Annotated in this window: 19 protein-coding genes; 7 read left to right on the plus strand and 12 right to left on the minus strand. The window is 38.3% G+C overall.

Features of this window, described 5'->3' with window-relative positions:
• Window positions 1-44: 44 nt before the first annotated feature.
• Both cdaA and folP read right to left on the minus strand, forming a co-directional pair.
• Window positions 45-830 (minus strand): diadenylate cyclase CdaA, encoded by a 786-nt coding sequence (cdaA, locus tag DKG77_RS07765; RefSeq protein WP_109661904.1) that lies wholly within the window; start codon window positions 828-830, stop codon window positions 45-47.
• 44 nt (window positions 831-874) lie between these two features.
• On the minus strand, window positions 875-1,708 hold the full coding sequence (gene folP / locus DKG77_RS07770) for a dihydropteroate synthase (protein ID WP_109661906.1): 834 nt from the start codon (window positions 1,706-1,708) through the stop codon (window positions 875-877).
• Between the two features lie 95 nt (window positions 1,709-1,803).
• Here folP and DKG77_RS07775 point away from each other — a divergent pair, with 95 nt between their 5' ends.
• Genes DKG77_RS07775 through DKG77_RS07795 form a run of 5 tightly spaced genes read left to right on the plus strand, consistent with a single transcriptional unit; the run spans window position 1,804 to window position 5,358 of the window.
• Entirely contained in the window at window positions 1,804-2,346 is a 543-nt protein-coding gene (locus DKG77_RS07775) for a DUF1599 domain-containing protein (RefSeq protein ID WP_109661908.1), read from the plus strand.
• Window positions 2,343-3,437 (plus strand): BT_3928 family protein, encoded by a 1,095-nt coding sequence (locus tag DKG77_RS07780; RefSeq protein WP_109661910.1) that lies wholly within the window; start codon window positions 2,343-2,345, stop codon window positions 3,435-3,437. Before DKG77_RS07775 ends, DKG77_RS07780 begins: the two co-directional genes overlap by 4 nt.
• Window positions 3,438-3,464: 27 nt before the next feature.
• Window positions 3,465-4,214 carry a triose-phosphate isomerase gene (tpiA, locus tag DKG77_RS07785; protein WP_109661912.1) on the plus strand — a complete coding sequence of 250 codons (750 nt, stop codon included), beginning with the start codon at window positions 3,465-3,467 and terminating at the stop codon, window positions 4,212-4,214.
• Window positions 4,215-4,225: 11 nt separating this feature from the next.
• Window positions 4,226-5,062: a 50S ribosomal protein L11 methyltransferase gene (prmA, locus tag DKG77_RS07790; protein ID WP_109661914.1), complete on the plus strand. Its 837-nt coding sequence runs from the start codon at window positions 4,226-4,228 to the stop codon at window positions 5,060-5,062.
• A 20-nt stretch (window positions 5,063-5,082) separates the two neighbouring features.
• Window positions 5,083-5,358: an ATP-dependent Clp protease adaptor ClpS gene (locus DKG77_RS07795; protein ID WP_109663663.1), complete on the plus strand. Its 276-nt coding sequence runs from the start codon at window positions 5,083-5,085 to the stop codon at window positions 5,356-5,358.
• 25 nt (window positions 5,359-5,383) lie between these two features.
• Here DKG77_RS07795 and DKG77_RS07800 read toward each other — a convergent pair whose 3' ends face one another.
• The 10 genes from DKG77_RS07800 to DKG77_RS07845 all read right to left on the minus strand — a co-directional run bounded on the left by DKG77_RS07800 (window position 5,384) and on the right by DKG77_RS07845 (window position 24,396).
• The gene (locus DKG77_RS07800) at window positions 5,384-6,271 is read right to left on the minus strand and encodes a glycoside hydrolase family 17 protein (protein WP_109661916.1); all 888 of its coding nucleotides are present in this window, start codon (window positions 6,269-6,271) and stop codon (window positions 5,384-5,386) included.
• A 43-nt stretch (window positions 6,272-6,314) separates the two neighbouring features.
• Window positions 6,315-7,880 carry an MFS transporter gene (locus tag DKG77_RS07805; RefSeq protein ID WP_109661918.1) on the minus strand — a complete coding sequence of 522 codons (1,566 nt, stop codon included), beginning with the start codon at window positions 7,878-7,880 and terminating at the stop codon, window positions 6,315-6,317.
• Window positions 7,881-7,892: 12 nt separating this feature from the next.
• On the minus strand, window positions 7,893-9,389 hold the full coding sequence (locus DKG77_RS07810; protein ID WP_243414888.1) for a glycoside hydrolase family 30 protein: 1,497 nt from the start codon (window positions 9,387-9,389) through the stop codon (window positions 7,893-7,895).
• Between the two features lie 7 nt (window positions 9,390-9,396).
• Window positions 9,397-10,689, minus strand: coding sequence for a glycosyl hydrolase family 17 protein (locus DKG77_RS07815; protein ID WP_109661923.1), 1,293 nt, complete (start codon window positions 10,687-10,689; stop codon window positions 9,397-9,399).
• Window positions 10,690-10,765: 76 nt separating this feature from the next.
• Entirely contained in the window at window positions 10,766-12,505 is a 1,740-nt protein-coding gene (locus DKG77_RS07820) for a glycoside hydrolase family 3 protein (protein WP_109663665.1), read from the minus strand.
• A 263-nt stretch (window positions 12,506-12,768) separates the two neighbouring features.
• Window positions 12,769-15,744 (minus strand): carbohydrate binding domain-containing protein, encoded by a 2,976-nt coding sequence (locus DKG77_RS07825; protein ID WP_109661925.1) that lies wholly within the window; start codon window positions 15,742-15,744, stop codon window positions 12,769-12,771.
• A gap of 22 nt (window positions 15,745-15,766) precedes the next feature.
• Window positions 15,767-16,606 (minus strand): glycoside hydrolase family 16 protein, encoded by an 840-nt coding sequence (locus DKG77_RS07830; RefSeq protein ID WP_109663667.1) that lies wholly within the window; start codon window positions 16,604-16,606, stop codon window positions 15,767-15,769.
• A 35-nt stretch (window positions 16,607-16,641) separates the two neighbouring features.
• A complete protein-coding gene (locus DKG77_RS07835) occupies window positions 16,642-18,063 on the minus strand; it encodes a glycosyl hydrolase family 16 (RefSeq protein WP_109661927.1) in 1,422 nt (473 codons plus the stop codon).
• A 12-nt stretch (window positions 18,064-18,075) separates the two neighbouring features.
• Window positions 18,076-21,267 (minus strand): glycoside hydrolase family 2 TIM barrel-domain containing protein, encoded by a 3,192-nt coding sequence (locus DKG77_RS07840; protein ID WP_109661929.1) that lies wholly within the window; start codon window positions 21,265-21,267, stop codon window positions 18,076-18,078.
• Window positions 21,268-21,579: 312 nt separating this feature from the next.
• Window positions 21,580-24,396 (minus strand): helix-turn-helix and ligand-binding sensor domain-containing protein, encoded by a 2,817-nt coding sequence (locus tag DKG77_RS07845; protein ID WP_109661931.1) that lies wholly within the window; start codon window positions 24,394-24,396, stop codon window positions 21,580-21,582.
• Between the two features lie 361 nt (window positions 24,397-24,757).
• Here DKG77_RS07845 and DKG77_RS07850 point away from each other — a divergent pair, with 361 nt between their 5' ends.
• Together DKG77_RS07850 and DKG77_RS07855 are read left to right on the plus strand one after the other, a co-directional pair.
• Entirely contained in the window at window positions 24,758-25,375 is a 618-nt protein-coding gene (locus DKG77_RS07850; RefSeq protein WP_109661932.1) for a hypothetical protein, read from the plus strand.
• Between the two features lie 122 nt (window positions 25,376-25,497).
• The gene (locus tag DKG77_RS07855) at window positions 25,498-25,899 is read left to right on the plus strand and encodes a MarR family winged helix-turn-helix transcriptional regulator (protein ID WP_109661934.1); all 402 of its coding nucleotides are present in this window, start codon (window positions 25,498-25,500) and stop codon (window positions 25,897-25,899) included.
• Window positions 25,900-26,034: the final 135 nt, after the last annotated feature.

The raw sequence follows: 26,034 nt of genomic DNA on the forward strand, positions 1-26,034 counted from the left end.
CGAAAATCTGTTCTTAATGAATTGTCACAATTTTTACAATACATCTATTCCAAATCCTTTTTGATGAAATTGGTTAGTTCATTTAAACCTTTATAAGGAACAAACTCGCCGTTTTTTATGTAGGAGATTAAACCGGTTTCCTCGCTGACCACTAAACAAATAGAATCAGTTTTTTCGGTAATTCCAACAGCGGCACGGTGTCTTAGTCCAAAACGCAAAGGAATATCTCGGTCATTGGAGACTGGCAAAATTACTCGTGTAGCGGTAATGTAATTGTCTTGAATGATAACTGCTCCATCATGTAAGGGGCTGTTTTTAAAGAAGATACTTTCCAGAATGGGTTGTGTTATTTCAATGTTCATTGAGTCGCCAGAAGACCTTACAAAATCCAGGGAATTGGTTCGTTCGATAACAATGATTGCACCTGTTTTTGTACTCCCCATTCTTTCACAGGCGCCAATAATGGCATCCACATCTGTATCCGTTGGCATGGCCTCCTGTTTTAGAAACTTAAAGTGCCTAATAAAATTTCGTTTAGATGCAAAGTTGGTAGAACCGACCATCAGTAAAAATTTTCTAATTTCTTGTTGAAAAACAATGATTAGAGCAATAAGGCCAATGTTCATGAATCCGCCGACCATACTGCTGATCATTTTCATTTGTAACAGCTCCGTAAGTTTCCAGAGTGCCCAGACGATTACAATACCAATAAAAATATTAATGGCAACAGTGCCTTTAACTAACTTGTATATGTAATAAAGTAGGGCGGCTACTAGCACAATGTCTATGACATCTGTGATTTTGAATTCAAGAAAATTAAAAAAATCCAACCGCGGTGTTTTTGTAAAATTAGCAAAAATAGAAGAACCAAAAATTACATGGCATTCACATTTAATTCTTCCACAAGTTTAATGCATTCCATAGCTTCTTTAACATCATGTACGCGCAAAATATTTGCTCCTTTCAACAAAGCGACCGTATGCAGGGCAGAGGTCCCGTTCAAAGCTTCGCTTGGAGATGATTTCAAAACTTTATATATCATGGACTTTCTGCTTAACCCAACTAATATTGGTGCGCCAAAAGTCTTGAATAAATCTAAGTTGACAAGCAGCTTGTAATTTTGTGCTGTTGTTTTTGCAAACCCAAATCCCGGATCAATAATTACGTCATTTATCTTTTTAAAGGTTGCATCCTTTACTTTTTTTGAAAAATAGAACAACAAATCTTTCATCAAATCCTCATAGACAGCCTGTTTCTGCATGGATTGGGGCGTTCCTTTCAGATGCATCATTATATACGGAACTTGATATTCTGCTATTACATTAAGAATTTCGGCATCCAAATTCCCGGCAGAAATATCATTGATGATTGCAGCACCAGCTTGTATACTTTCCAATGCCACCTTACTTCTAAAAGTATCTATTGAAACCAAGGTTTCCGGAAAATTATTGAGTACCAATTCCAGTATGGGAAGCATCCTGTTCAACTCATCCTCTTCAGGTACATGTTCTGCCCCTGGTCTTGAACTATAAGCCCCCATATCTATAAAAGTGGCGCCATCTAAGAGCATTTTTTCTGTCTGCTTAAGAATGGAGTTTTCATCTTTATATTTTCCACCATCATAAAAAGAGTCTGGGGTAAGGTTAAGAATACCCATTATTTTTGGGGTACTTAAGTCTATGAGTGCTCCTTTGCAGTTTATGGTCATAAAAAATTCCTGCTTTATTGTGTTTGATTATCTTTGGCGAAGTGCTTTAAAGTACCATTTATTTGGACGAAATTTACGCAAATTAGCAAGAATACATGCAGCAGACCTCCCAACAATATGATGCAGTGATCAATACCTGCCGGGAACTATTTTTAAAAAAGACGCAAGATTACGGTACCGCTTGGCGTATTTTGAGACTCCCATCCCTGACCGATCAGATTTTTATCAAGGCTCAGCGCATTCGTAGCTTACAACAAAATGAGGTGCGCAAGGTGGATGAGGGAGAACAGTCAGAATTTATTGGAATAATTAACTATTCCATAATGGCATTGATCCAGTTGGAAAGAGGTATTGCAGAACAACCGGACCTTGAGGCTAATGAAGCTATTGAATTATATGATAAAGAAGTTTCCATCACAAAAAGTTTAATGGAGAACAAAAACCATGACTATGGGGAGGCTTGGCGAGATATGAGGGTAAGCTCACTAACAGATTTGATTTTACAAAAATTACTTCGGGTAAAACAAATAGAGGATAATGCCGGAGCTACTTTGGTTAGTGAGGGTATAGATGCCAACTATCAGGATATTATTAATTATGCGGTGTTTGCGTTAATTCATTTAAGTGAAAAAAGATGAAGTACTTGGTATGGATTTCTAGAATTGTTGTTGGAGTCTTATTTATAATAAGTGGACTTATAAAATTGAACGATCCTGTTGGTTTTTCTTTTAAGCTTGAGGAATATTTTAGTCAAGGGGTTTTAAATTTACCTTTTCTAATGCCCTTGGCATTGTCAATTTCCATTTTTGTCGTCATTGTTGAGGTGCTTCTGGGGATACTTTTACTGATTGGTTTTAAACCAAAATTTACTATCTGGAGCCTTTTGTCCATGATAGTGTTTTTTACGTTCCTAACATTTTATTCAGCGTATTTCAACAAAGTAACGGATTGCGGTTGTTTTGGAGATGCCGTAAAACTGACTCCATGGGAGTCTTTCACTAAAGATATCATTCTACTTGGTTTTATTTTAATTCTCTTTTTTGGCAGAAAATACATAAAGCCCATATTTGGTTCCAAGGTCAATTGGATTATTGGAGGAGTATCATTGGTTGGTTGTATTTTGTTCGCCAATCAGGTATTGAACCATCTTCCATCGGTAGATTTTAGGCCTTACAAAATTGGAGCAAATATTCAACAGGGTATGAGTGTTCCGGATAATGCTCCCAAAGCATTGTATGAGTATGCATGGCGGTTTAAAGTAAATGGGGATGACAAGATTGTTGTTACAAATGGGGAGTACCCCAGCGTGGATGGAGAATTTATAGATGTTGAAACAACAGAAATCCAAAAAGGATATGAACCTCCCATCCATGATTTTACCATTGAACAAGATGGACAGGATTTGGCGGCAGAAATTTTGGAAGAAGATAATTTGGTCATGGTCATTGCATATGATTTGGCCAAAAGCAATAAGGATTTTTTCGCTGGGGTAGCTACGGTCACTGCAAAAGCAAAAGCAAAAGGATACATGGTTGTAGGTATGTCGGCTTCCAGCAATGAAAGAGCAAATAAAGTCAAGAAAGACCATAACTTGGATTTTGACTTTTATTTTACTGATGAGACTACACTCAAGACTATTGTGCGTTCCAATCCGGCAATACTTGTTTTAAAGAGAGGGACAATCACGCAAAAAGTACATTACAACGATTTAGATGAACTAAATTTTTGAACATAATACTAAAGAAATATCAATAACATGAGAACCAAAATAGTTGCAGGAAACTGGAAAATGAATAAGAATCTTGACGAAACAGAAGTTTTGTTATCAGAACTATCGGCAAAATTACCTGATACTCATGCTGATGTGATTGTAGCACCAACCTTTGTTAACTTGGTTGCTGCGCAAAGAAACCTACAATCATCTACAATACATGTAGCTGCACAAAACATGCACTTTGCAGAAAATGGGGCCTATACCGGTGAGATTTCAGCAGATATGCTTTTAAATATAGAAGTAGATACTGTTATCATTGGTCATTCCGAAAGACGTTCACTTTTTGGAGAAACAGATGAATTATTGGCAAAAAAGACCAAAACTGCATTAGAAAAGGGAATGAGGGTGATTTTTTGTTTTGGAGAAGAGTTGGAAGACAGAAAGGCAGGAAACCATTTTTCCGTAGTGGAAAGTCAGCTAAAAAATGCTCTTTTTAGTTTGGATAATGGAGCATGGGGTAAGATTGTTCTAGCCTACGAACCAGTTTGGGCAATAGGGACTGGTGAGACGGCAAGTCCAGAACAAGCTCAAGAAATGCATGCATTTATTAGAAAGACAATTTCGGAAGCGTACAATGATTCAATTGCAGATAAGGTTTCCATTTTATATGGCGGTAGCGTAAAACCTTCAAATGCGGAAGAAATATTTTCAAAACCAGATGTAGATGGTGGTCTTATTGGAGGTGCATCGCTAAAAGCAGATGATTTTGTTGCTATAATCAAGGCTATATAACCCAACCCTTACTGCCTAGTTTGATATATATCGAATACAATTTTAAAATAAATCCTGCTCAACCAGCAACTGATATTTTGATTGCTGAGTTGGGTGAGGTAGGATTTGAGAGTTTTGTGGAGAATGATGCCGGACTATTGGCGTATGTATTGAAATCTGACTGGAAAGAAGATATTTTGAAGGATTTGTTCATTCTACAAAACCCAGACTTTAAAATTACATGGTCCAGTAAGGAGATTGTACAACAAAACTGGAACGCCGAGTGGGAAAAAAACTTTCATCCCATTAAAGTTGGTGACCAATGCATGGTAAGAGCTCCCTTTCATGATTCGGAGAATGTGGCGTATGATATTGTCATAGAACCTAAAATGAGTTTTGGAACAGGACATCATGAGACAACAAATATGATGTTGCAACACATTTTAGATACAGACTTTGAAGGAAAATCGGTTTTGGATATGGGTTGCGGTACAGGAGTTTTGGCAATTCTTGCAAAAATGAAAGGAGCGAAATCTGTAGATGCCATTGATATAGATGAGTGGTGTTTCTTAAATTCCAAAGAGAATGTTGAGCGGAACAACTGCAACAATATTGAAGTTTATCAAGGGGACAGCAGTTTGTTGGCCAATAGAAAGTACGATATTATACTGGCTAACATTAATAGAAACATTTTGCTTGAGGACATTCCAGTGTATGCAAAATGTCTAAATACGGGAGGTATTCTTTTCTTAAGTGGCTTTTATTTGGAGGATTTAGATGCAATTTCCTCAAAATGTGGACTATATGGCTTAGAATTTGAAAAAAAACTAAAAAATAATAATTGGATTTCCGCAAAATATGTAAATTAGAATTGATTAATTCCAAGGTTATGGGAACCAAAGAAAAAATATCAGAAGAACTTCTTTTAGAAGAAGAAACCGTAAAGCAGAGTGAGATTGTGCTTTTCAATGATGATGTGAACACTTTTGATCATGTCATTGACACACTGATCAATGTCTGCGACCATACTCCGGAACAGGCCGAGCAGTGTTCCTTAATTGTACATCACAATGGTAAATGTACTGTAAAAACAGGGGAGTATACAGATTTAAAGCCTAGATGCTCCAAATTGCTTCAGGCCGGATTAAGTGCAGAAATCGTTTAATGTCTATACAAGCAAAACGACTAGGTTAAAACTTTAACGTCTCATCCTTGTCCCAAAGGCCCCAATAGGCGCCTACATCACCTTCAGCTCCCACTTTCCAAGATTCATCAAAAGATGAGAAGTAAAACACTTCAATATCATCTTCTTCAGACCATTTTTGGGTGTTCATGAAATACTTTAACGCATTTTCATGAGACGGAAATGCACCTTCAAGACTTGTACCTTGACTTGGCCATCCGGTTTCGGAAACAATTATCTTTTTACCATTGGCAACTTTTAGCACTCTTTGGTACATATCTTTCATATACAACAAAGAATAATCCATATCGCAACCTTCCCAGAAAGGATAGCAATTGGCTAAAATAACATCACATGCCTCGGTTATTCTTTCACGCTCCGTAAACTCATAGTACGCATCAACGTAGCCAACAGGAACATTGGGAACGGCCTGTTTAACTTGATGCATAAAATCCAACAGCTCATCTTCAGTTAAATCTCCGCGTAGCATTACTTCGTTACCTACTGCTGCAATATCCACATATCCATCTTTGGCCAATTCAATTAGGTTTTCAATTTCTTGCTTATTTATTTTTGGGTCATCACCTAACCAAGCTCCAACCATGGTCTTAATTCCATATTCTCTGGCAATACGGGGAATAGCTTCATTGCCTTCCGTGCACGAAAAAGAACGAATCCATTTGGTATATGGTTTTATGATTTCCATTCGTCTGCGAATTTGGTCTTCCGTAATCTGATCACCTGGTTTTTGACCTTCAATATAGGGGCTAAAACATAGTCCATGCATTCCACCTTCCAAAACACGTTTACATAGACTTTCTAATTCTTCAGTAGTTTTATCTGCGTATTCCAGTGCAGCCAACGCCAAAAACTTCTCTTTTCTAGATGATGACATAATGTTCCTTTATATTGTATTATTAGGTTTGTTCAAATTTAGACTAAAGTTCTCCTCTTCGTGCAACCAATTCAGCCTTAATTTCTTTTGCTCTTTTTTCGCTAAGGCTATATTTCCACATTACCCATATAGCAAGGGCAGCTGTAAGCGATGGCACTAAGATATCAGCAATTCTAAGATTATTCATGGTTTCTATAGATTGTTCAGTGACATTCGGGTCAAATCCTACAATGCTTAAAATCAAACCACCTAAAACAAGTGCAATAGACTGACCTATTTTAACCATTAACCAATAGATGGCGCCAAAAGTACCTTCTTTTCTTGGCATACCATTTTCTAATTCATCTAAATCACAGACATCGGCTGTCATGGACATCATCAATGTAAATAACCCTCCCATTCCGAAAGCAAATAATGGGATCGGTAAAAATACCAGCCATGGGACCTCACTTCCAGGGTCTATACTAAACCAGGACATGCCTATATTATCGAGTACTGGATTTAATGATTCAAAAATAGAACCTACTCCTGAATTTAAACTCTTACCAAATCCTGTTTGGTTGAATTGACTATTCAGTTCTTTATCAAACCCCCACCATTTTAAAAGATATCCGACAATGGATAAAAAGGTTGAAATGATAAACGCTTTTCTCTTTCCCCATTTATTGGCCATTCTAGAGATTATGGGAATCACTATGAATGCAGTAATCATTGCATTGATCGTGTTGAACCACGCGGGCCATGTTCCTGCTGCTTCATAACTACCATTATACATATAAAACACGATAATGAAAACTCCAAATGCTGCTACCAACTGAAACCCATTGAAGACTAAGAATGTTGCTCCGCACAATTTCATAAAAGGCTTGTTTTTGGAAACTTGAACAATTCCTGCAAATAGGTCCTTTAAATTGGCCGCAAGGGTCTTAAAATTAATTTCTTTTCTATTCTCCATATTGGCAGAGTCGATTCCCTTACAAAATATTGCGGGTAGAATACCAAAAACTATACACAGTGCTCCAACTATGAGGGCCATTGTTCTTACACCCTCGGTTTGCGTATTAAATGTGTTTGAGTCTGGAATAATTACATACAGCCATGGCACGATCATCCAAGCAATTTGGCCCATAGTATTGGAAAAAGCCATTAAACGGGTACGCTCGTTATAATCTGATGTCATTTCGTACCCCAGACCAACCAACGGCGTTGCAAACATGGTGTTACCAATAAGGAACAGTAATTGCAGCACCATTACATGCCATATGATATATGATTGTGAAGCATTATCATCAATTTGCCACATTAAAAAGAAGAGTATTCCACTGATGATGGCACCAATAAAAATATAAGGCCTTCTTCGTCCCCATCTGGATTTGGTGTTGTCCGAAATAAAACCCATAATTGGATCTGTAATTGAGTCAAATATTCTTGGCAAACCGCCCAAAAGTCCAGCCCACAAGGGATCTACCCCCCACGCTGTAAGTAAAAAGAACTGAATGAAAACGCCTAGTGTGCCAGGTAAAATATTCAATATAAAATGACCTGCTCCGAAGGCGGCTTTTTGCCCAACTGGGACTCTATCTTTTTTGGCGGTTTTTACAATTGACATAAGGATTGTGTTTTAGTTAGTATTAGTTGGTTTTTTAATCACCACGGTTTGTATTGCTTGAGCACTAATTGATATTTGTTGTGAAGCCTCTCCCAAAATAAGTTCAAAACTCTTTGCTTCCAAATCTTGATTTAAGAGCACTACTACGATGGAACCATCAGGATTTTTGGCCGCAGTGGTCATTAACGAATCATCAGAATTCTCAAATCCAATTCTTATAGCTCCGGGACGAATATATTTACTGAAATGAGCCATTGTGTGGTATATGGGAGTAAAGTATACCTCGTCTTTCTCTGGATCTACAATTACAGGTGCAACACACCAGTTTTTAAACCAGTTGGGTCCTCCTTGTGTGTCCAAGACCATGTTCCAGTCTATCCAGCCATCTACCCAATTGTTAAGACAGCCTATTATGTCTCGTGCGTAGCGATATACGGGAGCATATTTTGGATGTAAATGTTTTTCATGCTCTGGAGCCCAATCCCATCCCCAGTCTGTTGCTTCCTTAGACCAATACCACTGATCGTCTCTCCATTTGGGTACTTCCGCATCTACACATGCTTCGGATTGAATCAAATATTTTTTTGGAGCTGCATTATGGGCAAATTGCAAGGACTCAGGAAACCAATCATAGGTGCTGGCATACCAATGTATTGCAGTGCCATCAAAGTATTTGGAAGATGCTTCATCTTGGAACATAACCTTAATCCATTCCTCTAATTCTTCACCCCTGTTTTGATCATAGCCAAGTATCTTAACATCATGCTCATCAGCTTCTAGTTTAGGCCCCAGATGATGCTTTACAAAATCGGTCATTTCCTCTGGCGTGTAATGCATGCTTTCCCAGTTATTGTTGTTTCCCAATGGTTCATTTTCCACTGTAAAGCCCCAAATATCAATACCTTCAAGTTTATATGCGTCTAAGTATTTTGAGAAGAACAACGCCCAGGAATCATAATATTCAGGTAACAGTTTACCACCTCGCCAATCATTGTTGTCTTTCATCCATGGTGGAGCCGTCCAAGGTGATGCCAATATCTTAAAGCCATCTTTGGAAGTTGCCATTGCTTCTTTGATAAACGGAATAATATCGTCTCGATCCTCATCAATGGAAAAATGATTTAATTCTATATCTCCTTCAACAGGAGCATATGAATAGTTGCTTACCGAGAAATCACAAGAGTTCATATGGGTCCTTGTTAAGGAATATCGGGCACCATCATCCCCAAAGTAAGCATCTATGATTTTTTTTCGATTTTCTTTGCTCAATTGATTCAGCAAATAGGCTGAAGCTTCAGTAAATGAGCCGCCAAAACCAGTAATGGTCTGAAATTTTTTCTCTGGCAGCAACTTTATTTGCGAGGCATTTCCTTCTGCTGTTACTTCGGTTATGGAACTTAACTTGTTTCCATCTGCTGAAGTTTCATACACTTCAACTTCTAGTTTGTTCTCAACGGTGCAAGCACTGATTACAGTCAATGTCAATATGATATTAAATTTGTTAAACATTCTCATCTTAATGGGTAATAGCTTGTTCTTTCTTTGTTGGGGGGACCAAAACATCTTTCATCAATGCCTCTTTATCTCCTTTATATGTTTTGGTGATAGGATTTCCATTTCTGGTCAACCCATTAAAAGTCCCTTTGTCAACCAAATCCCATAGGGCATATTTTGCTTGCCCATCTATTGTGATCAAACCAAAATGATTTTCGGAACCCAGTGCGTTTTGAGCATCTTTCCATTGCTCATTAAAAGCTTCAAAATAAAAGCAAGATATACCATTGGTATTCGTCCAATCTCGAATGTGTTTATGATAAGCAGCTTCTTTGTATTCATCTGTTGCTTTTGAGCCGGTTGGTCCATAATGACCATTGGACACTGTTGCCCAACCCGTCTCACCAATATGAATGGGCTTATTTACACCAACACTTTTTGCATAATCTGAAACTGCTTTGTACTGAGACATTGCAAATCCTTTTGCTCTTAGCATTGCGGCATCAATTTTTTCAATATCTGAAAGTTGCTCTTCTTCCTCAGGAACCCCCCAGAACTCTGGATTGTAATGAGAGTTGTGATAGGCATAGGTGTGCATGGAGATGTAATCCACAGCATTAAGAAGGTTTTCAAGGTCCTCAGTATGATAGCTCTCATCACCACCTCCCCAAGAGGCAAAATCATCAGAGCTTGTGATCCATAAATCCTTTGGAAGTTCTCCATTTTTCTTTAAGTCTTGAAGATGATTTACCCATTTTAAAATGACCGATGGTTGCACATAATAACTGGTTGCCCATTTTACCATGGCTTCATTGCCAACCGCAATAATTTTTACAATATCCGGATATTCATTTGCCAATGCCGCAGCTCTTGCAATTTCACCTTCATTTTGTTCACTCTCCACATCATGATCTGGTGTTTCTCCGGTCCAAGCATTTTTACAATCTATCCATGCGCCAAGCATTACGTACATTTCAAAACTGGAATCTTCTATCTTCAGTTCTGCAATGGCTTTTAACAAATTGGAAGCCTGTTGCAGTTGAACGTTATATGTTCGCAACACTTTGATGCCCATTGCGGATAATATCTTCATGTCATCTTTTAGCTCCGCAATCGTAGGTTGAACATCTCGGGAAGCTTCTCTATAACCTCCATACGATATGGCCAAGTAATCAGGATTGCCTAGAATATCTTTAGCTGTCACTTCTTTTATTGTTTGGGGTTGATTTTCTTCTTTTTTTATCGTTTTCTCTTTGCATGAATGGTTCAGTATTAAAACCATTGCTACAACTATTATTTTTACTATTGATTTCATAGCCTTGATGTTTGTTTTCCTTGTTGTTTTCTATGAATCTTTATGTTTCATTTGCTTTATTCTTTTAGAAATATCATTATCGCAAGCCAAACCCGTAAGAAAATAGTGGTGTAATAGAATCATCCCAAAAATTTGGTCCGTATTTTCCATTATAATCCTCTTCTGATTTTGGCCAAGAGTGCGGCAACTTTCCTTTAAAACTATAATTTCCGAATAACACTTCTGCAATGCCATCTCCTTCAGAACCTGGCAGCCAAGCCGCAACAAATGCATCTGATTGTTCAATCTGTTTGGTGGTTACTAGTGGGCGTCCAGAAATAAGAAGCACAACGGTCTTAACACCTTTGTTTACATAGTTACTGATATAGTTCTGATGAGCTTCGGTCAATGTTATTTCATAAGCATCTATTTCACCACCTATATCCCCAAAAGATTCGGCATACGGTGTTTCACCAACGACAACAATGGCAACATCTGCATCGCCATGATTTCCGGTTGCATCCGCATCATAAACTACGTTGCCACCTGCTATTTTCTCAATTCCTTTTAGAATTGTTGTTGCACCTGCATAGTTTTCAGTGGAGCCTTGCCAGTTTATGGTCCAACCTCCAGACTGAAGACCAGAATTGTTAGCGTGTTCACCAACGACAACAATCTTATTCAGATCCTTTTTTAGTGGAAGTATGTTTTTGCTGTTTTTTAGCAAGACCAATGACTCTCTTACAGCTTGTCTTGCAATATCTCTATGTTCCTGAATTCCTATTTTTTCAATCAAGGTTGAATCGGGAAAAGGATTTTCGAAAAGCCCCAACCTATATTTTTGCCTCAATACACGACGCACAGCATCATCGATTCTGTTTAGGGATACATAACCACTTTCAACACCGCTTTTTAGACCTTCCAAGTACATATCCAAGTCCCCTTCTACGGCCATTATAACATCTACACCCGCATTGATAACATCATTTTCGCCAAATCGTGAGTAGCCTTTCCAATCGGATACCATAATTCCATCAAATTTCATGGCGCTTTTGAGCATATCTGAAATAAGTTCTTTATGGGCATGCATTGGCCTGCCAGACATAGAATTGAATGATGCCATTACAGAGCCAACCCCTTCATCAACCGCAACAATGTATGGAGGAAGTAATCGCTCTTGCACTTGTTGAGAGCTTAAAGAGGTTTCACCACCTTCAGTACCGGAATCCGTTGCGCCATCACCTATAAAATGCTTAGCCGTCGCCATTACCGTATGTCTATCTAAAAGGTTTCCTTGAAGACCTTTAACGGAAGCTCTTGTCAACACTTCAGTTAACTTGGTGCTTTCAGAAAAAGCTTCATAAACTCTTCCCCACTTTTCGTTATATGGGATAGCTATACATGGAGAAAACACCCAAGTAAAACCGGTTGCTTGTGCTTCTATAGCCGTTATTTTGGCAGCTTGCTCAACAAGAGCAGCATTTCTAGTAGCTCCTAAACCAATATTGTGCGGAAATATGGTAGCTCCTTCGTAGGTGTTTTGACCATGCACTGCATCAACGCCAAATAATAATGGAATTCCCAATCTAGTGGACAGTGCAAGCTCTTGTAACCTTGTGAATCTAGCTTGCCACTCGGCAGCGCCATTCCCGGGCAAAGGCCCTTGAGTATGTATAACCGAACCAATAAACTTGGTAGCAATGTCATTGTCATCAGAAAGGTCATCAAAATGCCTGACCTGTGTCATCTGACCAATTTTTTCTTCTAAGGTCATTAATGCCAACAAAGAATCTATTTTCTGTTCTATAATGATATCAGCGTTATTTTCTTTGGCCATCTGTTGTTTTTTGCAAGATGAAAGGAAGCAGTTGCCAATTATCAGTAATCTGATAACAATTTTTATAGCTTTTGAATCCATCTTAATCTGCTTCTTTGGCTTCAACAATTGTTGTTGTGATCGAACCTATTCCTGTAAACTTTTCAGTTTACGATAGCCCCCAAACCTATGGACCTGTACAATCGAATTGGTTAAAAAAGGCTAGCATCAAGCAAACTTTTTGCTAGCCTTTTGTCTTATTCATAGGTATTTATTCTTTTTCCTTATTCAAGAATTACATCATCGATATAATAAGTTTCTGCAGTACCTGTTGGATCATTACCCGGGTCAAAATCAGGAATTATAACAATAGCATTATAAATATTTGGATTAAAGCCTGGGTCACCTGATGTAACAGCATTAAAATCGAAAGTTAATTCTACCCACTCATTTGCATTTGTTACGGATTGGTCTATACTAAAGTTTGGACCATCAGGTCTTGTTTGTAATTCAAACCGAAATACTACATTTGGTTTTGTAGAATACACCTTGACCTTAAATGTTCTCGCCGTTGTCAAATCTAAAGGTGAAGCGAAAACATTTTCCATACCTCCATAAAACTCTGTCCCTGCAGGTTTGTTGAATGTGTAAATGTTTGCAGAAGTATTGATGCCTCCTGAGACTGTGTTTGACGTAATAGCACCGTTGACACTTGCTGGCTCAAAAACAGCACTAAATTCTTCTCCACCTTCAAAATCTGCTGGTAAAGAGGATAATGCCGTGACACCTCCTCCACCAGAGCCACCTCCATCTAGGATAAGAGACACATTATCAATATTTACCAAACCAGCTGCTCCATTTAAATCGAATAAAACTCTCGAAGTGGCATCACCAAATCCGGTTGCAGTTAAGTTGGCCACATAGGTCTGTCTGGTAGTAGTAATATTTACCGTTTCAGTGGTATTGGCAAAACTTCCGCCACTTAACCCAATTCCAGCGATAATGGTCCTGTCTGTGTCAGACCAAGCATCAAAGGTCAATGTGTACATGGCGTCTGGTGTAATTTCCAGTTTCTGGCTAAGATTGACCAAGAATGGCTGACCAGGGTCTGGAGTTATTACATTTACGGAATAAAAGGAATTACCATTTTCCGTAGTGACCGGTGCAGTAGCACCATCATCCACGCCTAATATCCAAGGGGTGCTGCCGCTCTCAAAATCCCCATTGGTTAGTAATCCACTATCAAAAGCAGCTACGTTGACCGTTCTTGTTACTTGAGTTGCCGCATTTCCTGCCGCATCACTAACATTATAAGTAATAACATATGTGCCTATCATGCTGGTATCAACAGTATCTCCTCCTACAGTAATACTGCCAGAAATATCTCCATCAGTGTCATCGTTGGCAGTTGCTCCAAGATCTGTATAAGAATCATTTTGAATAAGGTCAACAACTGCATCACCATTTAAAGTAATGACAGGGGCGACCGTATCACCACCACCAGTTCCGCCCACAACCAACGATACATTATCTATCACAACAGTACCGACCTCAGCAGCCATGTCAAACAGTACTCGGCTATCTACTCCGCCAAATCCAGTAGCATTGAATTCCAATGTGAATGTTTGGGTATCGGTCGTCAAGTTGACTGTTTCATTGACATTTGTAAATGGATTAACATTAAGTCCAATACCTGCAATGATTGTGCGCGCTCGATCAGAAGATGCATCAAACGTTAAAACATAGTTCTCATCTTGTGTAAGTTCTACTACTTGGCTTAGGTTAACCAGGAATGGTTGACCAGGATCTGCAGTTTCCACATTGGCAAAGTTAAAACTGTTCCCACCTTCTTCCATAACGTTGGCTGCATTACCAATCCATGGATCTACACCGCTCTCAAAATCTCCGTTGGTCAGTAAACCATCATCGAATCCACTACCGCCACCAGCAGTTCCAAGAGTGATATCATCTATGTAATATGTTCCACCATCAGTGATAGGGCTATCTGCCATATCATTATCTGGTTTAATTACTAAGTGATTATATGTTGTTGGTGAAGCAGGTAGATTTATAAACGTAAACTCTATTTCTGTCCATTCATTCGCATTAGGAATGGTAACAAAAACAGGAGCTGGATTTCCGATGCTGCCATCATTTGGTATAACGGCCAGTTCTAATCTAAAGACCACATTTGCCTTGGTAGAATACACTTTCGCTTTAAATGTATCCGTTGTGGTCAAGTCAAAGTTAGTAGGGAAGGTATTTTGAACCCCTCCAAAGAATTCTGAACCAGTAGGCTTATCTATCTGTAATACAAAATCTGAAGTGTTTATTCCTGTTTGAAAAGGATTCGCTACAAGTGCAGAAGTTAGACCAGCTCCAAAATTAGCATCGGCGAGAAAGGTTTCACAACCTTCAAAATCCAATGGAAGCTCTGTTGCTGCCACTAGTGTATCAGCACAACCACTTGGTGGAGTCATGGTTTCTACTTGTTCAATATCATCTAGATAGAAAACACCTGCTGTTGTGCCAGGGCCATCTACAAATAACGTTATTCTAGAGAAGCTGTCCGATGAAGCAAAATCAAAAGAAATTAATTCCCATCCTGTTCCTCCATGACTAGCGGTGATTTCTGAATCAGCTCCTGTTCCTTGCTCTAATTTCATTAAAACATCAATAGGAGCTTCAGACCAGAAGTTCATTTGAACCGTTTTATTCGTAGTAAGGTCAATTGCCGTGCCCAAATTAAAGAAAATACCTTCAAATTCTGCGCCAATATTTGTAATCTCACCTACTTGAGAAGCTTGGTCATTAGAACCTCCTGGCGCAGGGTTTGCAACAATTTCAAAGGCTGCACCCGTGAATGTTCCTATACTACTATAATCCACGTTGGCATCATCAAAAGTAATGGGCAACATGATTGGATCAGGAATAGTAATGGTAAGTTCATCTTCAAATGTACTTGAAGCACCTGCGACATTTGATGCAGTTAGTATTACTGTATAGGTACCAGAAGTGTATGTTTTTATGGGATCTATCTCTGTAGAAGAGGTGCCATCTCCAAAATCCCATTCAAAATTTTGGGCATTTTCGGATATATTGATGAAGGATACCGTACCGGAATTTTCAATAATGGTTTGTGTAAAGCCCGCAACGACCTCAGGAAGGGAAGTTCCTTCGTCATCTTCTTCGCATCCTAGAAAAGATATTGCCAAGATCAATACGGATAGTATCTTGATATTTTTGAGTAATAGTTTCATTGTCTTTTTCGTTTTAGTTAGTTTAATCAGTGTTATTTTTATATACCCTCACATAGTCAACCAGCATGGTTTGTGGGAATTCGGTTTCAGCGTTTGGTGAACCTACAAAAGTGCCTCCAACGGCAAGATTCATTAGAATGTAGAAGGGCTTGTCAAAGACCCAGGGGCCTGTTAAATCCTCAGGTGTAATTTGATTGTACAATACATCATCCACGTAGAAGTTTACAAATTCAGGACCCCATTCAATTCCAAAAATGTGGAAACCTGTATCGAAGCGGTCGTTTTCTAAAGTATATTCTTTTGATATTGCTTCTCCGCCGGAGTATCCTGGGCCATGCACGCTACCTATTAAAACAGTAGGATTCTGTCCTCGATACTCCATAATGTCAATTTCCCCGGCTCCTGGCCATGGATTTTCATCTATGTCAGCGCCAAGCATCCAAAATGCAGGCCAGATACCTTGTCCAAAAGGCAAACGAATACGGGCCTCAAAACGACCATATCGTTGCTCAAACTTATCTTTTGTCAATAATCTTGCTGAGGTATATTCCGAACCTTCAAAAGATTCTTGTTGCGCAGTAATCAATAACACCCCGTTCTGAATGGTTACGTTTTCTGAACGGTTCGTATAATATTGCAATTCTTGATTCCCCCATCCATCTATACCATTACCGATATCGAAGCCCCAAACTTCACTATTTGGTGCTCCATCTGTATCAAAATTCTCGTCTAAAACTAAGTTTGTAAAATTTGCCACTGTCTGAGTTTCATCTGTTGAACAACCGGAAATAGTTACAACCAAAATGACAGCAAAGCATTTTAGTACTACCGATTGTATTGTTTTATTTTTAAAATATTTCATGTTCATAATCATTTTTTTCGTTTTTGAAGACTTCATTATTCTGTGTAGAAATAGATGTTGTCAAATATGAAATCGGGGCCATCTGTAAGAATAAGCGCACCCAAGTTGTTTTTCTGGGTGGCAAGGTCACCCCCCAAGGGTATCTCGAACGATGTCCATTGACCCACAGTCAATCCTGTTAGATCAAACCTAAAATCCACATCATCACCCTGTGGCAAACCATTGGTAGTATTGGTCTCTAATTCTTGGTTGGCCCCAACATCCCTAATTTGGAGCCCGACCTCAACCCCGGCGCTCTGCACATAAACATCTACATGCAAGAATGTTAGTCCCGAGGCATCTACTGTATTTTCGAATATGATACCAGTAAAATTATTATTGGTATATGCCAATACATTATCCCCATTGTTGTTTGTTATAACAGTTTCTGTAGTAGACCCTCCAAAACCGGGAGCAAAATTGCTGGATGTATCGGCTGTATATGCCTCACTGAAAATTGATTTTACGTTGGCTGCCGGCCTTGTTGGGGTCGGAGCTAAAGCTAAACTACCAGCAGAGGTAACTTCCAAGGAACCCGAAGCACGAACCCCTGCCAACTGTGCCGTAATATTTGCAGTACCTGTGCCAATGACCAAAACTTGACCAAGTTCGTTCACAATGGCCACGGAATTATCCGAAGAATTAAAATCGAAATAAGATGGTGCCGCAATTACTGTTTGGTTAATCCCAGATTCCAAATTAAAGGTCTGAGCCAACCCATTAACCAAGAGGTTGGACCCGGTAAAGGCCTGTTGTACAACATCCACCCCGTTAAAAATAGCCGGGCTTGGTTGCGCTATCGTTCCTAATTTTTCAAAACGTAACTCATCTATCCAAAAAGTATATCCAAAACCACCAGTAGTTTGCGTCCCTGCAGAGAAAAAGAACATTCCTCTTTCCTGTATCAATTTTGACGAATCTGGAATAGGAATGATAACTTTTCGCCAATCCGTAGATAATCTTATGTTCTGGGCAGTTACCGCAAATTTGTTTTGACCAAAATCAGTTCCAAAGCCTACTTCCCCTATGGTAGCGGTAGTAGAACCTTTAACATAGAAGGTCAAGGCATCAAAACCTGTTAAGTCCCTACCGGCACCACGATCTAGGAAAATACCTCCAATAAATCCTCCATCGGGGTCATCTGGAGCGGGAACATCAATCCGTATGGAAGATGACCCTTCAAAAGCCACGTTATCATCAGTACCAAAGCCTTCGGGATTAGCACCTTCATTTGGATCAAAAGAATCAAAGAATTCATCCGTAAGTCCTACAGGAGCATCTGTAAAAATGTCCCCATTGGCAGAAAATGTGGCAAATTCCACATCATCTGAAAATTCTCTTTCACAACTACTGAAAAGAGCAATGCCCAAAGTCAGAAGAAGTATAAAATGTACGTTGGTATATTTTTTATTTTTCATTTTTCAATCTTTTTATTTCCCGATATTGATATGTACATATGTCATAATTTCCCACTCACTCCCGTCACCAAACCCAACAGGACTTACTATAGGTTCTTGTGAAAAAGTGTTGGGTGGTACCGCGTTTGGCAAATAACGTGGTGAAAACTCATTTAATGACCTCCATGTACCACGGATTCCTATTTGTGTACTTGGCAAAATAAACCAGTCTGGTTTGCCAAGAGTTGTAGAGATGTCCAACATCAATTGTACTGGGTACGTTAAGTTAAAATCTCGATGGTAATCAAATGGTCCCCAATCGTTAATTTTTTGTGTGTACTGTACTTTCCATTTCTTATAGATCATTCGGACATCTCCGCCAAAACGTTTTATCAATCGATCACTATCTCCATTAGCTTGCCCGTTGCCATAGTAGAAATTTCCAATTAGACCGAAATCCGAACCAAGTTTGGATACCATTCTGGAATGGACTTCCCATAAATCTTCGGCGGGAACCGAATTTGGGAAGGCAAAGAAGGTCCTGTCGGCGTTAAAACCAATATGTGAATCAATGGTCGTAGGAAGGTGGCGGTATACAAACCCTAAGTTCATAGCGAACTTAGCATCTTCTGACCTATCATTGTCCCACTCGTACATCCAAGTACCTGGGGTAGGGTCAAAAGTCAAGAGAATCTCACCGGCAGTGGTCTCTCTGTTACCTCGAACGGAAAAGGGATCATCAAGATTGTTTCTTAACCTACCAGGGCCCTGCACATCTTGTGGCATAGCCTCTACCAATGGTTTTTGCCACATGAAATTGGGAGCAATTTGAAAATTTCCTGCGGCTATGGTGAATCCAGAAAATACACTGGTTACATTACCACTTCCCGTATCCCTTAATTTCCAACCGGTAAAAGTCATCGTTTGATCAGCACCACCATTGGCAATTAGACCCATAGCTGAAGCTTGACCGTACCAATTGAATTTTCCACCTTCATAAGTAAGCTTAGCTTTACCGCCCCAGTTATCACTTGATTGAATCCTATCTTCAAAAACAACATAATTTCCGGGCGTACCCCTAACATCTTGAAATGAGGTACCGTTCAAAGGGCTTCCAGCCCAAATTCCTCCCAGCATAACTCCAAATTTGCCGAACTCCCTTTCAATAGCTAATGTGGCCCTTTCGGTCGGCCAAAAGGGGATTACACCACTTCGTACTTGATTTGCATTCAAGACCCGACGTCCATTTTCATCAAAAACCAGATTGGTTTCAAAGTCTCTATGGTAAATACCGGTTACATCAAATTTCCCAATATGCTTTTTGTACTTGAAAAGCATTGTAGGGTTTGCGCCCCACCATAATTGAGGACCAATAGCCGCTTTCAATCCTTTTAAAGGGCCCTTGCCGTCAATTTCCATTCCTAATATTTCACCATTGTAAATATCTAGGTTTGGGCCATAGTTGGCTTCTGGATACAATCCGAAAAAGTCACCTTCATAACCCCAATGATAATGACCTGTTCTATAGAAACCTCTTAGATCAAATTCTTTTGCGTTCCATTCAAACTCTGCTTGATATACCCGAATTCTATTTACATCTGAAACAATTACATCCCCTTGGTCAGTACTCACATCGATAGGACGGGAGTTATTCTCATAAAAAATCTCATTGATTGGGTTTCGGGCCACATTACCCACAACATTCATATTTACCTCTGCTCTCATGTTAGGTGCAGGGTTTCCTTCTACTCCAATAAAATACGACTGCATGTGATCGAATCCTAACTGATTTGGAAAGGTGTTAGGGTCATCCGGGTCAGGAGTATCCGGAGTCGTAATTAAACTACCTCCAGTACTGAAGGTTGAAAACTTGGCTTGAAGGTTGCTGATGCGAAGCAGATTACTTTGCTCTCCATTTAATGCTGCTTTATCCCCACGTGCCTTAAGCACGGCATCCATCAACTGAATGTTATTAAAATGATTTGTAACGAAATCGAGGTTTACACCTTCATCATATGGATTGAGCTGATGTGCATCTTTTAAAGCATAGTAGGCAGCACGGGGATAAAGATCATATAATCCTCTAGGGTTTGTTGCGCCTTTGGCACAAATTCCAAACCATTCCTCGTTCATATTGTTTACTCCCTCGGCAGCGAGATCTCTTGCATACCCACCATTTGACCATGAGGCGTTGTTGTCATGCACATCTGCATTTTTTCTATCATCAAAACCAAATTTCCACCAACCATCACTAAATTGGAAAGTGAAACCTCCAATTGAATTGTTAGCTTTTCCTAGACCAGCGGCATTTTCATAAATCTCTTTCCAGTTTTCTACCATATAGTAGGCCTGGGAATATTGATCTTCTTTATTTTCAATGGCATTGAATGCATCCGCCCCAAATTCTGTGAACATTACAGGTTTGTTGAGTTTTTCCTTTACTACTTCAAACATATCTCCAAAGGAAGCTCCACGGTAGGTATTGGTTCCATAGATATCTACATCTTTACATTCTTCTGCGACTATATCAATGAACAGCACATCACCATTACAAATTGCAACTGGGTGCGAGGCATCCATGGCCTTCATCTTTTTAGCGGCTTCGTTCATTAACCGATACATAGGCCTTCCTCGACTCTCACCTATAAAGTTTATCCTTCCTTCATCGTCTGGAAAATCTTCCGTCTCTGCTCCTGCCCAGAACAATCCATAGTTGTTTTCATTACCTAGCAAGTAGAGTAGTAGTCCTGGCGTGTCTTTATAACCATTGACCAACTCTTCCATTTCGGACATTAAAAACTCTACTGTTGTAGGGTCATCATAAATGGTTACTGGAGTCCAAACGCCATTCAATGTTAGGCCATAACGTCCAAACGAATGGTTGAGCATGGTGTAAATACCATAATTCTCGTAGATATACTGTATCCATTTTGCTGGGACACCCGTATATTGGCGAATAACATTGACCCCCATGTTTTTTAATAAAGACATTTCGGTATCAAGACCTGCCTTGATAATGTCATCCGACTTTTTCCAGAACGCGGCGTTCACTGTGTTGGTGCCAATTGGAATATAATCCCAGTTCATCCCATTCATCATAAAATCCTTTCCATTGACCACCAATTTCATTCCGTCATCATTGCTCACAACTGAAACCTTATCGGCTTGGGCATATATCCCGGTTGTAAACAATAAGAGTAGTAATCTCAGTAAATTGTTTTTCATAGTAATGTTTAGTTTTAGTTTGATATTCGCTAAGAGGAAATAGTGTATGCAGTTTTAGTAAAACAAAACCTGTGAAGAATTGGGGAACTTCCTGTTTTTGCGAACGGTTAAACTTATCTTAAAAAAATAGGAAGACCTTAAAAATCACCTCAACAAAAAGCATACATAGCAAAAAAAACACCATTTTTTTACGAAATTGATAAAACTCCTTGTTTTATAGGGCTTCAGAGGCAAAACGGAAGTTTTAAATTTTTGCCAAATTCTTGTTTGTATAGGTATTGTTGAGGTGTTATTGAAAGGTTGTAAAGAAATTTACAGTTTAAGGATGTAGTTAACTAGGTTATCATCATGGGTTAAGTCCATTTTTTTACGAAGTCTGTACCTTTTGATCTCAACACTTCTGGGAGAAATGTTCAGTAAAGGAGCTATTTCTTTTGATGATAAATTCAAACGAAGGTAAGCGCATAACCTAATATCATTAGGAGAAAGATTAGGGTGAGCTTTCTTTAGTTTCTTCAAAAACTTTCTATCTGCATTATTAAAAGCTTCTTTGAACAATTCCCAATCATCGTTTTGATTAAGGCTTTTATCAATTATATTGATAATAGGCCTTACCGTGCTTTTATCCTCTACATTGGATACAAGTTGTTCTTTGACTTTGGATAGCAATTCATTCTTTTTTATAATACTTAAAGTTGAGGCGGCAAGCTCATTGCTCTTACTTCTAAATTCTTCTTTGAGCTGCTCGTTCTTAATTTTGATAATTTCTTTTTCGTTTTGCGCTTTTGCCAGTTCCATGTCGCGCTTGTTCTTTATGATAAGTTTTTGCTGTCGCTTGTGATAGTGTCTTTTGTACAAATTATGTATAAGAATTGAACCTAAAATTGCGCAAAACAAATAAAGCCCCAATAATAAGTTCGAGATATACCAGGGTCTTGCAATTTTAAAAGAGTAACTGGCAATATTACTGGACATTCTATCTCCGATTTTAGACCGTACATTAAAGGTATAATCCCCAGGGGGCAGATTTTCAAAGGTTGCAGATGATTCTTGGGACCACTCGCTCCAGTTGGTGTAAATCCCTAAAAGTTGAAATTGATAACTGGGCTTTAAATATTTGTTGTAGTCAGCAGAATAAAAAGACATTTCAAGATTGTTTTCATCACTTTTAAAACTCCCTTGAAAGCTTTTATTTAATAAATCTTTTTCATTTTCATTTGTGTTTTTACCTGCTTTTCTAACACTTCCAATATCCACGGCAAAATCCCTTTCATGAAAATTGCCTATGTCAATGGTTACATAGCCAGAACTAGTTCCAAATAAATACTTCCCTTCTTTCTCTAAAGCAGTAACACTTTCATAGCCTACTATGCCGCTTCGAACATTTTCAGTAAAGGGAACAGATTTAATGATTGGTGAATTGGACAAGTTTCCACGAGATATAAAGCTAATATTGGACTTTGTAAAAATCCAAAGATAATCGTTCTTGCTATCCACGGTCATCTTGCCCGAAAGATATTCCTCTTTTGAATATACTTTGCTCAGAATACTGTCTTTGACAAAGGTTTCATTCTTTTGGTCATACTTCAAAATCCCCTTTTCATATGAATAAAGTAAGTCGTCTTTATACTTAACAATGCCAGAATTAGAACCTTTTATTAAAGTGTCTATAGATATTTCCCTGGCTTTAGAAAAAATACTGTCCACCTTGATTTTAAAAACACCTTTGTATTCATGGTTTACAAAAATGTCATTTCCTAAGGTCTCAAAATAACGTGATGAATGATTGAACCCTTCAATCTTGTTTTTGATGAACCATTCATTTTCTGATTTTTCCAAAACGTATAGTCCATCATAATTTCCTTGTAAAAGGAGGTTGGGGTTATCGTTTAAGGTATTTATGTTCCAAGTACCTTGAACATCCGCAATTCTTCTGGCTTTGTTTTTGTCAATAATAAAGGTGCCGGTATGATGACCGCAGAATAGACTTTGTTCAATCACATTTAGAGACCATACTTGACCTTGTGTGCCATTTATTAACATAAAGTCGGAATCACTATTTAATTCCTTATAGAACAACCCTTGGTTTGTTCCCAAATACAAGATGTTATCAAAAACTACAGATGCGTACACGCTACCAGCAACTCCTTTATTGTCATGGTATACTTTAAAAGTGGATTTAAGGTTTATATAACTGATGCCATTATCGAGTCCAAGCCAAATATTGTTGTCAAGATCTTCAAATAAAGATAGGATGGTATTGTTCCTTAATCCCTTTATTTGATCCATATGGGATATCAAACTCCCTGTTCGATCCAAATAAATTAGACCATGGGAGATAGTACCCAAAACAAAACTTCCATCTGTCAGTTCCAGTGCACTATAAATGCTAACATCTGATAATAAAGTGTCTGCGCTTATGTTCCATTTGGTAAAAGAATCGTCTTGAATTTTATAAAAACCATTATGGCGTGTAAGAACGAGTAAATCTCCTTGGTGTTGAAAAATGTTTATTACCTCATCTTTTTTAAAGGGTTCAGAATCGTAGACCAGAACATCTTTGCCGTTCTCAATCTTAAAAATTCCTTTTTCCAGCTTTTGAAAATAAATACTTTTATCAAGGTTAAATATTTTGGGCAAGAGCGTATCAGAATAAATAACGTTGACCGAGTTGTCGTTTAAATCATAAATATAGATTCGGTCAAGGGATTGAAACACTATCCATCGGTCCATGTCTAAAATATTCCAGAACTCCTCATCTTGTTTAAGGTCACTTTTGATTTTTTTTGACAATGAGGTATATTGAAGCATTCCAAAGTCGTCTCTTTGCCAATACCCAAACTCCATATAGCAACCGGTGTATATTTTATCTCCAACAACTTTTACAGATCTAATTATGGTTTCATTGGGAGAAGGAAACAACGTCCATCTGGCACCGTTAAATTCTAAAAGACCTTTGCTGTTTGCAATATAAATCACCTTGTCTTCGGTCTGTGAGATGGCCCAGTTTTGGTTCTCGGCATGGTAATCGGATGGGGAGTAATTTTGAATAGGTGGTAACTCTTGAGCTAATACCGAGGCGCCAATGAGCAAAGAAACTAGGATTAATATTTTCTTACCGTTATTCACTTAGATTTAGTTTGGATTTGATAAAAGTGTCAATTAATTATTAATGACCGATTACAATAATACGTCTAAGAATATCCGCAGGTCAAACAATATAATTATTAAAATTGTAGACAATTGATTCTTCTTCACGCAGTTGTAAATTAAGCAAAATCATTTACTTCTTTCTTCTTTTTTTGAAAACCTATTGTGGTTTGGATACCTAAATGGTATAAAACAATCAATAATACAAAACTGAAAAATTGAGGAAAATTATATAAAAATCACTCATTCTTTACATTGGCCATGGTGATTACACCCTGCATTTAAATTAACTTTGTCTATAATGGGCAATAACCAAAACCTTAATTTTCTTAGTTGGTAAATGAGCGAATTTTTCAAAGCTGAATTAAAAGACCGCTTTTTAGAGTATGCATTAAAACGTAGAGACTATTTTGAAATTCAAGTTCTCTATGATGAGTTTTTGCGCCCCAATTACACCTTGGAGTTTGTTAGAAAATTGATTAAAGAAATAAGGGAGTATGATTCAGGTTTATTGGATGTCATGAGTGGCAATGGTGTACAGATTTTTATGCTAGCTTCTACACCAAACACCCATTTGTTCTTAAATGAAGGAGGATTTAAGGATATGCATGTTAAAGAGGAAGAAAAGTGGGATGTCTTTTTAAATCAGTTATCAGGTCACAGAAAGTTGTCAAAAGATGAAAAAAACCTTCTTAAGAAAAAATCACCTTGGTTAAAGAGAGAAAAGACATTGCTCATTACCTTAATTTCTGCAATTGTCATAAGCTTTTTGTTTACCCTGTTCAGTATTTTAAAAGAAGTCTTGTTGGAGCCAGAATATGTTCCGGTGGAAGAATTTGACCAAAAACTGGAGCAGGTACGTTTGGAGTACCAGCAAAAGAACGAAACACTTGAAAGGGAGCTGGAAAGGGCAAAAGTAGTTATCGATTCATTAAATAAGCAGAGCACCACTAAGTAAGTTTTTTACGAATACCAACTCCTTTCCTAATTATAAAAGATTGGTTTGAGGCAATTTTCAATAATCTGTTAACTAGAAGTTAAATATGTTGTATATACAACATACGTTTTTACCTTTGCTCAATGAAACATCAATTAGAACATTGTATAGGGTCAAGATTAAGGAGTTTATCTAGGACAGCGGATGGTGAAATCCGAAAGGTTCTGGGGGAACATAAAATTTCTGAAAGCCAAATGACAATTCTGTTTGCATTACATGAAATGGGTAGAGTGGATCAAGGTAAGGTGGGAGAAGTGCTTTGTTTAGAAAGATCTACGGTAAGTAGGAACAATAAACTTCTTGAAAAGCAACACCTGTTGTCCCGGTCTGCTGAATATAGGCCAGAAATTGAACTCACAGGACGAGGTCTAGATTTGGTAAAAGCACTTATTGCTGAGTGGGAGAAGGCCATGGACGTGCTTGTTGGACAATTACAGAAGGACGGAATAAATAGTCTTAAAATGCTAGAAAGCAGGCGGCATTAAAAAATTTAGATTTAAAGTTGTATATACAACATATACTGAATAACAAGTCAAGAAAGATGAAAATATCAATTTTCAGAAACAGGAAAAACAATCATGACAGCATTTGGTTTTTTGCCAACAAAAAAGGGAAGCTAT

It is taken from the genome of Flagellimonas aquimarina (assembly GCF_003149745.1).
Classification (GTDB): Bacteria; Bacteroidota; Bacteroidia; order Flavobacteriales; family Flavobacteriaceae; genus Flagellimonas; species Flagellimonas aquimarina.